At 50.8% G+C, this 13,253-nt stretch carries 9 protein-coding genes; 8 read left to right on the top strand and 1 reads right to left on the bottom strand.

The genetic code is table 11. The features are described from left to right. Positions 1–324: 324 nt before the first annotated feature. A complete protein-coding gene (locus BMX82_RS01945; RefSeq protein ID WP_091765579.1) occupies positions 325–4,737 on the bottom strand; it encodes a translocation/assembly module TamB domain-containing protein in 4,413 nt (1,470 codons plus the stop codon). 124 nt (positions 4,738–4,861) lie between these two features. On the opposite strand from BMX82_RS01945, the gene BMX82_RS01940 reads away from it, so the two are divergent. From BMX82_RS01940 to pfkA, 8 genes are all read left to right on the top strand, one after another. Then, positions 4,862–6,208, top strand: coding sequence for a Na(+)-translocating NADH-quinone reductase subunit A (locus tag BMX82_RS01940; protein ID WP_091765576.1), 1,347 nt, complete (start codon positions 4,862–4,864; stop codon positions 6,206–6,208). Positions 6,209–6,235: 27 nt separating this feature from the next. After that, positions 6,236–7,396: an NADH:ubiquinone reductase (Na(+)-transporting) subunit B gene (locus BMX82_RS01935; protein ID WP_036912611.1), complete on the top strand. Its 1,161-nt coding sequence runs from the start codon at positions 6,236–6,238 to the stop codon at positions 7,394–7,396. Between the two features lie 2 nt (positions 7,397–7,398). Beyond that, positions 7,399–8,088 carry an FMN-binding protein gene (locus tag BMX82_RS01930; RefSeq protein ID WP_091766228.1) on the top strand — a complete coding sequence of 230 codons (690 nt, stop codon included), beginning with the start codon at positions 7,399–7,401 and terminating at the stop codon, positions 8,086–8,088. 3 nt (positions 8,089–8,091) lie between these two features. Then, complete coding sequence (locus tag BMX82_RS01925; protein ID WP_036912608.1) at positions 8,092–8,715, top strand: NADH:ubiquinone reductase (Na(+)-transporting) subunit D; 624 nt, start codon at positions 8,092–8,094, stop codon at positions 8,713–8,715. 3 nt (positions 8,716–8,718) lie between these two features. Beyond that, complete coding sequence (gene nqrE / locus BMX82_RS01920) at positions 8,719–9,345, top strand: NADH:ubiquinone reductase (Na(+)-transporting) subunit E (protein ID WP_036912607.1); 627 nt, start codon at positions 8,719–8,721, stop codon at positions 9,343–9,345. A gap of 6 nt (positions 9,346–9,351) precedes the next feature. Further along, a complete protein-coding gene (nqrF, locus tag BMX82_RS01915; protein ID WP_091765572.1) occupies positions 9,352–10,620 on the top strand; it encodes an NADH:ubiquinone reductase (Na(+)-transporting) subunit F in 1,269 nt (422 codons plus the stop codon). 240 nt (positions 10,621–10,860) lie between these two features. Further along, a complete protein-coding gene (locus BMX82_RS01910) occupies positions 10,861–12,255 on the top strand; it encodes an SLC13 family permease (protein WP_036912601.1) in 1,395 nt (464 codons plus the stop codon). 20 nt (positions 12,256–12,275) lie between these two features. Next, entirely contained in the window at positions 12,276–13,253 is a 978-nt protein-coding gene (gene pfkA, locus BMX82_RS01905) for a 6-phosphofructokinase (protein ID WP_091765569.1), read from the top strand.

The raw sequence follows: 13,253 nt of genomic DNA, 5'->3' as shown, positions 1-13,253 counted from the left end.
AGTCCTATCTCAAGACTGACATGCTGATATATGAGCCGTAATGATCCACAATCTTCTAGGCACAGATAATTTTCTAGGCACGGATTACACGGATTCTTGGACGAGCCAAGCGGCAAAGCCGAGCGAACACGGATAACTTTTTTTAAAGGCACGGATTACACGGATTAACACGGATTATTTTTTTTAGGCACGAATTTCACGAATAATTTTATAGGCACGGATTACACGGCTTAATATAATTAAGACACGGCTTTTAGCATTGCAACTAAGGCCGCGTCTTTTTTTTAAAAAGCCGTGTAATCCGTGCCTAAAAATTATCCGCGACTATTTCTTGTCTTTGTGCTTGCGCTTCTTCTTGGTCGTGAAGAGGTCGCGAAGGCCGTTGAAATCCTTTTTCATGATGATACCGATGCCCTGAGTGTTCAGACTCGACTTGGTGAAATAACGGTCGTTGGTCTGGTTGTACACCTTGAGTGCCAGGTTGCCGTTGGGGTAGAGCAGATATTGCACGTCGAAGTCGCCGATGAACGACGGGTTGGCCTGAGTCGCGTTGTCGCGATAGCCGAACTGTCCGTTGAAGAGCAGACGGTTGTTCAGCATGCGGCCGTTGATGATACCTTCGTACTCGGCGTTGTGCCAGCCCTCGTTACCCGTTGAGATGTTGGCGCCGAAGTTCCAGTTGTCGTTCTTGATAAACTGGTTGAGCAGCGAGTTGATCTGTGTGGAGAGCGTGCCCGAGAGGAAACTCTGCATGGCGAGCGACGTCTGGTCGGGGCGTTCGCTGCCCGTCGCGTTGTTGTTGGCACCCTGGTTATAGAATCGTCCGATGCCGAGCAGATAGACCACCTGCTGGTTCATCTCCTGCTGTCCGTTGATGACCGAGCGCACCATCTGCTGCTCGTCGGCATTCACGGTAGGCATCTCGATGTCGAAGTCAACCTGCGGGGCGTTAGGCTGTCCGCCGATGTTCATGAGACAGTTCACACGGATGCTGTTGTTGCTAAACGAGTTGCCGATGTTGAGGTCGGAGAGGCTCACGCCGTTGACGGTATAGACGGCCTGCAGGTTGAGGGCGGCATTATAGGGGTCGCCACCGAAGACGATAGTGCCGCCACGGTTGAACGTGAAGTTCTTCTTGATGATGTTCTGGATGGTGACGCCGTAAGTGCCGTGGTCGACGGTATAGGTGCCGAACATGTTGAACGGTCCCTTGTTGTGGAACGAGGCGCGGATGGCCCCTTCGCCGTTGAGCGTGATATAGTCTTTCGTACTCTCGTCCATCAGAAGGCGCAGCGTAGCGTCGGGCGTACAGTTGATGAGGAAATTGATGTAGATATCGGTATCCGACACGCGGGAATACTGTGTGTGCGACTTGGTGGCAGTCGTGCCTGCAGGCTCTTCCCACTCAATGAACTCCTGCTTGGAGATAGCGTCGGGACTGGCGGCGTTGTAGACGAAGACGGAGCCTGGCTGTGGGGTGACGTTGCAGTCGATGGTCACGTCGTTCCGCCCGTGGATGGCCACATGGCCCGTGGCATAGACGGTGCCGTAGAACGTCGATTCGCCGAAGTCGGTGAAATCATAGCCCAGCAGGTTGTCGGCGTCGACGAAGATATCGTACGTCATATCAGTGAGATGCTTGTGGTGTACGCCGCCCGTGAGGATGCCCTGGTGGCCGTCGCGGTCGGTGACGGTCATGTTGTGCAGCATAATCTCGTCGGGAATCATGATGACGGTATCGTTGCGCAGCTGATAGGTGGTGTTGAGCGGGGTAACGGTGGCCTCACCGTCGACAACGAGCTGTCCTGTGAGGTTGATGTTGTCGAGCGTTCCTGCCACACGGGCCTCGCCGTTGGCCTGTCCCGTGATGCTGCTGAGGAACGAGCTGGTGAAGTTGTGCATGAACTCTATCGACGTGTTCTCGGCGCCGATGGCCAAGTCGATGGTGTTGTGTACGGGCGACACGAAGCCGTTGATGTGCGTCTTGGCCTCGGGACCGTCGTCGGCCACGGCGTGGATGTCAATCTGCTGGAGCTCCTGGTTCCATTCTGCCTTAGCGTGCAGCAGACCCATGCGGCCCTGCTCGAACTTGAAGTCCTCGACGGTGAGGTCGGCATTGGCGGCGAAACGCGAGAAGAGCGACGAGGCACAGGCACGGCCCGAAGCCTTTCCGCTGAACTCCACGCTGTGGAAGTTGACAAGGTCGAGGATATAGCCTACTTCGACTTCGTTCAGGTCGGCCACGAGCGAGTCGGAGGCATGTTTCGAGGCTGTTCCGTCGATGATGATGTGCTGCTGCCCGCGGTGTATGTTGAAATGGTCAACCAGCAGGTAGTTCTCGTGATAGAGAATGCTCGAGGGCTCCATGTTCCAGCTGCTGTTATTAAGAATAATGTGTGAGGGCTGTACGCGGATATGGGCCTCTGCCTGGTTGTCGAGGTTGCGGTAAAGCTGCATGATGGTGTTCAGCTGTCCGCTCATGCGCTTCTCAGAGTCGTTGTTGTCCCACGAGAGCGAGGTGTTGAGGTTGTTCTGACAGGCTCCCGCGTTTAACTTGACGCTCAGACGATGACCGTTGTCCATCAGTTTGTTGAGTTGTACGGCACACCTCATGGTGTCGGCTGGCGAGGTGATGCGGATAGAGCCGTCGGAGTAGCTGGCGCCGTTGAGCACGAAGCCGGGCAGGTCGCCGTCGAGATAGAGCTCACGGGTGAGGTCGTTGACGCGGGCCTGTAAGGCGACGGGCTGTCGCAGCGTGAGGTCGACGTTGAGGAAGCGGCGCAGCCAGTCGGTCTTGCTCAGAAGAAGTCGCAGACTGAAGTTGTTGTCGGTCTGACGGTTCAGCTTGGGCAGTCCGGGCAGGGTAGGCAGTCGGTGCCCGATGGCGTTGGCCACGCTCTGCGCCAGCGTGCTGTAGTCGAAGCGGCCTTTCAGCTCTGCGTCGGCAAAGTCGCTCTTCAGCGTGAGGAAATGTGTGCCCTCGTCATAGCCTGACGAGATGATGAGGTTGTCGAGGCGGTAGGCGGGCTGCTGCTCGGTGGCGCTGACAGAGAACTGACTGAGTCGCAGACTGCCTTGTGCATCGTTCAGCGTGCGGGCGGTGAAGTCGGCGTCGATGTCGGCTGTCATCACGGCGTCGCCGAACTGGTCGGTCAGCTTGAGCACGCCTGGGGCTATGTGGCCGATGCTGCCCTGTAGCTTCACGGTGTAGGGCTTGTGAGCGTTGGAATCGAGGATTTCATCAGTCAGTTCGCCTTCCAGATGGGCGCTGACGTTAGGGTCGTCGATGGAAAATGTTCCCGAGATGGCACCTCTGATGTAGCTGCCGTTAACGGCTATGTTGCTGTATTCATAGTCGTTGAAGCCAAACTGCGGAATGGTTCCGTTGACGGTGATGTCGGGCTTCTGACCGTCGTGCAGCTGTCCGCTGACGGCTATCTTGGTGGCAAGACTGCCAAACTTGCTGTCGGCCAGCAGTTGGTGCAGACTGATGCCCTCGGTCGTGATGTTACCGCTGAATTCCTGAGCGGCATTCATGTCGAACCGCATATCGATGTCGCCGGCACCAGAGCGGATCAGCGCTTTGAGGGCCGACATGCTGTGAGGATTGCGGTCGCAGAAACCGTTGACTTGCAGACTGCCCAGACGGGTGAGCTCGGGGGGCAACTGCGTGAAGGTCTTGGTGAGGAAGTCGAGACTGGTCTCAGCCAGACTGAGTCTGTCAATCTGAACGTGCCAGGCAGGCTGTTTGTCCCAGTCGCTCAACCACCCGTTTAATCGGATGTCGATATCCTTCTCCTGGGTTGAGACGAGCAGGTCGGGTATATTGATACGGCTGTCTGTCCCGGAGAAGGCTGTTTCAAGGGCGATAGGACGTTGGAAGTTCTTGAATCGCTGTTCGAAACATCTTAAATCTGATGGACTTATGCTAGTTTCGTTAATCTTTCCCTTGAAGTTCAGCGTGCCAGGTTTAAGGCCCTTCTCGTCGAGCTGATAGCTGGCTTGTAGAGTGTCGATATGCAGCGTGCTGCTGGGCATCTGTAGCTGGAAATTGGCCAGACAGGCCTGTCGGCGACCGGCCTCCAGCTTAAAGGCGAGGCGTGAGAGTGTGAGGCCCGACTGCTCGCTGAATGCCAAACGCTTGACGTTGATGTTCAATGAGTCGTCGGTAAGCGTACGCAGATTGATGTTCGCGTTGAAATCGCTCACACGGAGATGGGATAAATTGAAGATTCCATCGGTCTTCGGCTGGTCGTTCTCGTCGTAGCTTACATACGTGTGGCGGATGATGAGCGAGTTGATGCGCAGATAGAGTGGTGTGTGACTTGTGGTGTCCTTAGACGCCAGAGAGTCGAGCACGAACTGGAAGTTGGGCTTCGTCTCGGCATGCTGACGGTATAATGAGAAACGGGCACCGAAAAGCTGGGCCGATGAAATGGATATTTTCCCTTCTATCAGCGGCGCGATGTCGATCTTGGCAGAAAGACGGGCTACACGAACCATCTCTTTCTTCTGCTGGTCGTAGATAAGTAAGTCGTCGATGATGACACGATTGAGGAAACCCAGATCGACGCGCCCCAATGAGACACGGGTACCCAACTTCTCCTCTACCGCATGGGCCACGATGGAGCCGATACGGCGTTGAGCAGCAGGTAAGTGGGACACGCCCATGAGCATCAGATTCAGACCTATGATGCCCCAAATCGTCCAGCTGACGAACCTTTTAAGTAATTTCACGAGGCAAAAATACGACAAATTATCGGTATTTCGGCATTTTTTTTGTATTTTTGTTTTTTATCTGCCTTTTTTTTAGTAATTTTGCCGTCGCTCTTGGCAAACTATTCAATCAAACTTTATATAAATGGCAAATGTAATTAAGTTACGCAAAGGCTTGGACATGAACCTAAAAGGGCAGGCTGAGGAGAAGAAAATCCAGCTGAAGTCAAATGGCAAGTATGCATTGGTGCCTGATGATTTCGAGGGTGTGACTCCGAAAGTCGTGGTCCGCGAGGGTGACAAGGTCAAGGCTGGTGATGCCTTGTTTGTTAACAAGCAGTATCCCGAAGTAAAGTTTGCCTCGCCAGTAAGCGGTACCGTCAGTGCCGTTGTGCGTGGTGAACGTAGAAAAGTACTCTGTGTAAAGGTGGATGCCGATGCCCAGCAGAGTTATGTGGATTTCGGCAAGAAAGAGGTTAGTAAACTTGATGGTAAAGCCGTTGTTGATGCCCTTCTCGAAGCTGGTATATTCGGTTATATCAATCAGTTACCTTATGCTGTCTCAACGAATCCTTCGGTAATGCCGAAGGCTATCTTCGTGTCGGCTCTTCGTGACAAGCCCCTGGCTGCTGACTTCGAATTTGAGGTGAAGGGTCAGGAGGAGGACTTCCAGACAGGACTCACAGCCCTCTCGAAGATTGCGAGAACCTATCTGGGCGTTGGCGTAGGCTCGTCGCTCGAAGGAATGGAGCATGTCGAGGTAAACGTGTTCGACGGTCCTTGTCCCGCAGGAAATGTCGGCGTACAGGTGAACCATATCGACCCAGTGAACAAGGGTGAGGTGGTATGGACTATCGGCGATCCTACGGTCGTTCTCTTTATCGGACGTCTGTTTAATAAAGGTCAGGTAGACCTGACACGTACCGTTTCACTCTGCGGTAGTGAGGTTAAGAATCCTGCCTATGTGGATATGCTTGTAGGCGAGGAACTCTCAACGCTGCTTTCAAACAGCTATGAGGCCGACCGCAGCGTAAGAATTATCAACGGTAACGTGCTGACAGGCATACCTACCACGAAGGAAGGTTTCCTGGGAGCCCACACCAGCGAGATCACCGTTATCCCTGAGGGTAACGACGCCGACGAGATGCTGGGATGGATTCTGCCTCGTTTCAAGCAGTTCTCTGTTAACCGCAGCTATTTCTCATGGCTCCTGGGTAAGAAGAAGGCTTATGCGCCCGATGCTCGTGTGAAGGGTGGTGAGCGCCACATGATTATGAGCGGTGAGTATGATAAGGTATTGCCGATGGATATTTATGGCGAGTATCTGATCAAGGCCATCATCGCTGGCGATATAGACCGTCAGGAGGCTCTTGGTATCTATGAGGTGGCTCCTGAGGACTTTGCCCTCGCTGAGTTCGTAGACAGCTCGAAGCTTGAATTGCAGCGCATCGTGCGTGAAGGACTGAATATCCTCCGTAAAGAGAATGCGTAAACGAAATAGTCAAATAGTCAAATACATATGAGCTTTTTAAGAAATTATCTCAATAAGATCAAGCCGAATTTCGAGGAGGGTGGCAAGCTTCATGCCTTCCGCTCGGTGTTCGACGGCTTTGAGACCTTCCTCTATGTGCCTAACGACACAGCGAAGGCTGGTGGCGTGAATATTCACGATTCCATCGACTCGAAGCGCATTATGAGTATGGTGGTGATCGCCCTGATGCCCGCCATGCTGTTTGGTATGTATAATATCGGCTACCAGAACTATGCTGCCGCCGGTACGCTCGCAAGCGCTTCGTTCTGCGAGATCTTTGCCTACGGCTTCCTGGCTGTCCTGCCAAAGATCCTGGTTAGCTACATCGTTGGTCTGGGCATCGAGTTTGCCTGGGCACAATGGAAGGGTGAGGAGATTCAGGAGGGTTACCTCGTTTCGGGTATCATCATCCCGCTGATCATTCCTATCGGCTGCCCGCTGTGGATGCTGGCTCTGGCCTGTGCCTTCTCGGTAATCTTCTGTAAGGAGATCTTCGGTGGTACAGGTATGAACATCTTCAACCCCGCTGTGGCTGCACGTATGTTCCTGTTCTTCGCTTATCCTTCGAAGATGACTGGCGATACCGTCTGGGTGGCTCAGAACTCTATCTTCGGTCTGGGTAACGACCTTCCCGACGGATTCACCGCTGCCACACCGCTCGGTCAGCTGGCACAGAACATCACTCCCGATTCGTCGATCCTCGATATGGCCCTCGGATTCATCCCTGGTTCTATCGGTGAGACCAGCCTGATAGCTATCGCCATCGGTGCTGCTATCCTGCTGTGGACGGGTATCGCCTCTTGGCGTACCATGCTCAGCGTGTTCGTTGGCGGTATCGTGCTGGCTGTACTGTTCGAGCAGACTGGTCAGGGCATGACTTGGTGGCATCACTTCGTGATGGGTGGTTTCGCTTTCGGTGCTGTGTTTATGGCTACCGACCCCGTCACCTCTTGTCGTACAACTACAGGACAGTATATCTACGGCTTCCTGATCGGTGCGATGGCCATCATCATCCGTGTGCTGAATGCCGGCTATCCCGAGGGTATGATGCTCGCCATATTCTTTGGTAATATGTTTGCTCCTACGATTGACCACTTCATCGTGGAGCGCAATATCTCGAAACGCTTAAAGAGAGGAGGTACCAAATGAAATTGAATACTAATAGCAATTCGTACATTATTATATATAGTGCGATTCTCGTAGTTATCGTGGCCTTCCTGCTGGCTTTCGTCTATCAGGCTCTGAAGCCTATGCAGGATGCTAACGTGGCACTCGATGTGAAGAAACAGATTCTCTACTCGCTCAACATCCGCGACCTCGACGGCGCTGAAGCGGAAGCCAAGTATGCCGAGGTGGTGAAGGAAGAAGCTGAGAAGGACGGTCAGAAGTATTATATGTGTGAGATCGACGGTGAGGATATCATCGTGGTTGCCCTGAAGGGTATGGGTCTCTGGGGCGGCATCAGCGGTTATATCTCTATCCATGGTGATGAGACGCCTACCGTCTATGGTGCTTACTTCAATCATGAGAGTGAGACCGCAGGTCTGGGTGCAGAGATTAAGGACTCTCAGGCCTGGCAGGAGAAGTTCATTGGCAAGAAAGTGTTTGTTGACGGCTCTGATACCCATGATGTGGCACTCTCTGTTGTCAAGAAGGTGGAAGATCCCACAACGCAGGTAGACTGTGTGACGGGTGCCACGCTGACCTCTAATGGCGTGAACGATATGATTAAGGCTGGTCTGAAGGACGCAGGTAAGAATGCCGTTGAGCTCTTCTTTAAGATGATGTGCACCGCTCCTGCTGATTCTACAGCCGTTGAACCTAAAGCAGAGGAGGAGTAAACTATGGCATTATTCAGTAAACAAAATAAGGAGGTTTTTACAAACCCGTTGAACGTTGACCATCCTATTCTTGGTCAGGTGCTGGGTATTTGCTCGGCGCTGGCTGTAACTTCACAGCTCAAGCCTGCCATCGTGATGGGACTCGCCGTTACTGTGATTACCGCATTCTCAAACGTTATCATCTCAATCATCCGCAACACGATTCCTAACCGTATCCGTATTGTGGTCCAGCTGGTGGTTGTGGCTGCGCTCGTAACCATCGTGTCGCAGATTCTGAAGGCTTTCGCCTATGATGTGAGCGTTCAGCTGAGTGTGTATGTAGGTCTGATTATCACAAACTGTATCCTGATGGGTCGCCTCGAGGCGTTCGCCATGCAGAACAAACCTTGGCCCTCTTTCCTCGATGGTGTAGGTAACGGTCTGGGCTACGCTATGATTCTGGTCATCGTTGGTGCCGTTCGTGAGTTGCTGGGACGCGGTTCGCTGCTCGGCTTCCAGCTCATCCCTGATGCCTGCTACGACTTCGGTTACGTTAACAACGGTATGATGACGATGCCCGCTATGGCGCTGATCCTCGTGGGTTGCGTGATTTGGGTTCATCGTGCTTACTTTTATAAGGAGAAATAAGATATGGAACACGCAATATCATTACTATTTAGATCGATTTTTGTCGACAATATGATCTTTGCCTTCTTCCTCGGCATGTGTTCCTACCTTGCCGTATCGAAGACTGTGAAGACGTCAATGGGTCTGGGACTCGCTGTGACCTTTGTGCTCACCGTGACTGTTCCTGTGAACTATCTGTTGCAGACCAAGGTGCTGGGCCCCGACTGCCTCGTTGAGGGAGTAGACCTGAGTTACCTCTCGTTTATTCTGTTCATCGCTGTGATTGCAGGTATGGTGCAGTTGGTTGAGATGACGGTAGAGAAATATAGCCCCTCGCTCTATGCTGCGCTGGGTATCTTCTTGCCGCTGATTGCTGTAAACTGCGCCATCATGGGTGCTTCGCTCTTCATGCAGCAGCGTATCCTGCTCGACCCAAGCAACTCTCAGGCTATCACCTCAGTATGGGATGCGGTGGTCTATGGCTTCGGTTCTGGTCTCGGTTGGACGCTCGCTATTGTGGCTATGGGTGCCATCCGTGAAAAGATGCAGTATTCAGATGTACCCAAGCCCTTGCAGGGTCTTGGCATAGTGTTTATCACCGTAGGCCTCATGGCTATGGCGATGATGTGTTTCTCTGGCTTAAATATTTAATTTGGTATGGCACAGTTTATAGCATATAGTATCGGGGTATTCCTCATCGTAATACTCTTGCTCGTGATTATCCTGTTGGTTGCTAAGAAGTATCTTTCGCCTTCAGGAAACGTGAATATTGAAATTAACGGTGATCGTACCATTTCTGTGGCTCAGGGTAACTCGCTGATGGCTACATTGAATGAGAATGGCGTATTCCTGCCTAGCGCATGCGGTGGAAAGGCTTCGTGCGGACAGTGTAAAGTTCAAGTGCTCGAAGGCGGTGGAGAGATTCTCGACTCTGAGAAGCCTCACTTCAGCCGTAAGGAAATCAAGGCTGGTTGGCGTCTGGGCTGTCAGTGTAAGGTGAAAGGTGATCTGAAGATTCATGTAGATGAAAGTATCCTTGGTGTAAAGGAATATGAGTGTACCGTTATCTCAAATAAGAATGTTGCTACGTTCATCAAGGAGTTTAAGGTACAGCTGCCTGCTGGCGCTCACATGGACTTCCTGCCTGGATCGTATGCACAGATTAAGATTCCTGCTTTCGACTGCATCGATTACGACAAGGACTTCGATAAGAGTTTGATTGGTGACGAGTATCTGTCCGCATGGGAGAAGTTCGGACTCTTCCCGCTGAAGTGTAAGAACCCAGAGCCGACAATCCGTGCTTACTCTATGGCCAACTATCCTGCCGAGGGTGATGTGTTCATGCTTACAGTCCGTATTGCAACGCCTCCGTTCAAACCTGATCGTAGCGGCTTCATGGATGTAAATCCTGGTATCGCTTCGTCATACATCTTCTCGCTGAAACCAGGCGACAAGGTGATTATGAGTGGTCCGTTCGGTGATTTCCATCCCCACTTCGACTCAAAGAAGGAAATGATCTGGGTTGGCGGTGGTGCTGGTATGGCTCCTCTGCGTGCACAGATTATGCACATGACGAAGACACTGCATACTACCGATCGCGAGATGCACTACTTCTATGGTGCGCGTGCCTTGAACGAGGTATTCTATCTCGAGGATTTCCTCGGTCTGGAGAAGGAGTATCCTAACTTCCACTTCCATCTGGCACTTGACCGTCCAGACCCGGCAGCAGACGCAGCTGGCGTGAAATATACTCCAGGTTTCGTTCATCAGGTGATGCTCAACACATACCTGAAGGATCACGAAGCCCCAGAGGATGTGGAATACTACATGTGTGGTCCTGGTCCGATGTCGGCAGCAGTCGTATCGATGCTCGACTCGCTTGGCGTTGATCCGGAATCTATCATGTATGATAACTTCGGAGGATAATATACTCTGTAAAGATAAATCAGGTCCCTGCTCTTTCTCCTTTAAGAGCAGGGATTTTTCATAAACACAATAACTGAACTTCTTGTATTGTTATTTTTGGTAAAAAGTTTGCGTAGTTCGGGAATAATTCTTATCTTTGTGGCCAAATAGGCGTCAAACTAAATGTGAGCGAGATTACTCTATATTGCGTTACTGCAGTATTGGGCTCCAACTCAAATCATTTAAGAAAAACGGGTTGAAATGACACTGATTATTGTAATATTGTTGCTGTTGGGCTATGTGGTTATCGCCACAGGGCACATGACTGGTGTAAACAAGGCAGCTATCGCTATCTTCATCGGAACAGTCGGTTGGGTGGTATATGTCTGCTATGGAACAGACTTCGTCATGGCGCGTCACGCAGAAGATTACCTGAGCTATCTTGGAGATGGTAATCATTCAAGTGAAGCGGTGAAATATTACATATATAATAATGTGTTCTTATATTGGGTTGGTAGAGCCGCAAGTATCGTGATGTTTCTCTTGGCCACAATGGGCATCGTGGAGATACTGAATAACAATGGATGTTTTGACTTTATAACGAAGTGGATTCGTACCCGTAACTCGAAGCGACTGCTTTGGACTATCACCATTGCTACATTTATCCTGTCTGCCAATCTTGACAACCTGACTACAGCAACTATGATGCTGGTGATTATGCATTCCATCGTGCAGAATCGCCGTCAGCGTATGTTAATAGGTTCTGCTATCGTCTTGGCTGCTAACTGTGGGGGCTGTTTTACTGTGATAGGTGACCCTATAGGTCTCATCATGTGGGGCGATGGGGCTGTAACGGCTACAAATTTCACATCATACATGGCATTACCCGCTCTGCTGGCTTGGGTTATACCTACGATATTGATTAATAGAGAACTGCCGGAAAGACTTGACACACAATGGTCGCCTATGCCATATCGTGGCGATGATACCAACTTGAACTACTGGCAGCGTTTTGTGATGTTCATCGTAGGTCTCGGTGGGTTGTGGTTTATCCCGACTTTCCATATTATTACAAAACTGTCGCCTTTTCTTGGTGCACTGTGTGTGCTAAGTATTCTGTGGGTTGTTAATGAATTGTTTAACAGAAAACTGATGTCTGCAGATCAGATGTCTGAACATCGTTTCTTCCCTCGTGCATTGCAGTATGGATATATTCAGCAGATACTCTTTGTGATGGGTATCATGCTTGGTATGGGGGTTGTAACGGAAACGGGCGTGTTTGCCGACGTGGCAGTCTGGATAGATGAGAATATCCACAGTGTATGGATATTGGGTATCGTGTCAGGTCTGCTCAGCGGACTGGTGGATACGTTTACAATAGCAATCAGTAATCTTTCTCTCTATCCTGTGGCGGAAAGTGGCGCAGAGAGTGAGTATATTGCTCAATTTGTTACTAATGGAGATTATTGGAAGATTATTGCATATACAACGACGATTGGCGGTTGTATGTTGAGTGTCGGTTCTGTAAGCGGATTGGCATTGATGAAGATGGAACATATTAGACTTGGCTGGTATCTGAAGAATCTGACGCCGAAGGTCTTGGCAGGCGGACTGATAGGACTATTGGTGCTTTGGATGGAGTTGAATTTTATGTAAACTATTAATATAAGGGTAATATGACTAAGATTAGGACTATTGGTATTTTGACCTCAGGAGGCGATGCTCCCGGCATGAATGCTGCTATCAGAGCTGTGACGCGTGCAGGCATTTATAACGGATTCAACATCAAAGGAATCTATCGCGGCTATGACGGACTGATACATGATGAGGTTAAGACGTTTACAACAGAGAATGTATCCGGTATCGTTACCAGAGGTGGTACAATTCTGAAAACTGCACGTTCGAAGGAATTCATGACCCCTGAAGGCAAGCAGAAAGCTTACGAGACTTGTATAAAGGAAAAGATTGACGCATTGGTCGTTATTGGCGGTAATGGCTCTCTTACAGGAGCACGCGACTTTGGTATGGAGTTCGACTTCCCTGTGATTGGTCTGCCTGGAACAATCGACAACGACCTTTACGGTACTGACTCCACAATTGGATATGACACAACAATGAACACTATCATGGAGTGTGTGGATCGTATCCGTGATACGGCAAACTCTCATGAACGCATTTTCTTTGTTGAGGTAATGGGACGTGACGCGGGCTTCCTGGCTCAGAACTCTGCTATCGCTTGTGGTGCAGAAGCCGCTATTGTTCCTGAGGAGGCTACTGATGTAGACCAGTTGGCCCAGTTCATGGGGCGTGGTATCCGTAAGTCTAAGAAATCGTGTATTGTGATTGTGTCGGAGAGTCCGAAGTGTGGTGCGCTGTTTTATGCCGATCGCGTGAAGAAAGAATTCCCCGAATTCGATGTACGTGTATCGATTCTTGGCCATTTGCAGCGTGGTGGAACGCCTTCTGCCCGTGATCGTATTCTTGCGGCTACAACAGGTGTCGGCGCTATCGAGGCAATCAAGCAGGGACAGCGTAATGTGATGGTAGGTATTCGTAATAACGAGGTGGTATATGTTCCCTTCAGTGAATGTATCCGTACGGATAAGCGCTTTGATAAACGACTGATTAAGGTGCTTGACGAGTTAAGTATTTAA

Origin of the sequence: Prevotella sp. khp7 (assembly GCF_900109055.1) — a bacterium.
Classification (GTDB): domain Bacteria; phylum Bacteroidota; class Bacteroidia; order Bacteroidales; family Bacteroidaceae; genus Prevotella.
The sequence above is the reverse complement of the archived record's forward strand: the minus strand, read 5'-3'. Positions and strand labels throughout refer to the sequence as shown.

What these genes read in the sequence shown, in the direction of transcription:
- BMX82_RS01940 (WP_091765576.1), top strand. Translation starts at nt 4,862, where the DNA reads ATGGCAAATGTAATTAAGTTACGCAAAGGCTTGGACATGAACCTAAAA.
- nqrF (WP_091765572.1), top strand. Translation starts at nt 9,352, where the DNA reads ATGGCACAGTTTATAGCATATAGTATCGGGGTATTCCTCATCGTAATA.
- BMX82_RS01910 (WP_036912601.1), top strand. Translation starts at nt 10,861, where the DNA reads ATGACACTGATTATTGTAATATTGTTGCTGTTGGGCTATGTGGTTATC.
- nqrE (WP_036912607.1), top strand. Translation starts at nt 8,719, where the DNA reads ATGGAACACGCAATATCATTACTATTTAGATCGATTTTTGTCGACAAT.
- BMX82_RS01935 (WP_036912611.1), top strand. Translation starts at nt 6,236, where the DNA reads ATGAGCTTTTTAAGAAATTATCTCAATAAGATCAAGCCGAATTTCGAG.
- BMX82_RS01925 (WP_036912608.1), top strand. Translation starts at nt 8,092, where the DNA reads ATGGCATTATTCAGTAAACAAAATAAGGAGGTTTTTACAAACCCGTTG.
- pfkA (WP_091765569.1), top strand. Translation starts at nt 12,276, where the DNA reads ATGACTAAGATTAGGACTATTGGTATTTTGACCTCAGGAGGCGATGCT.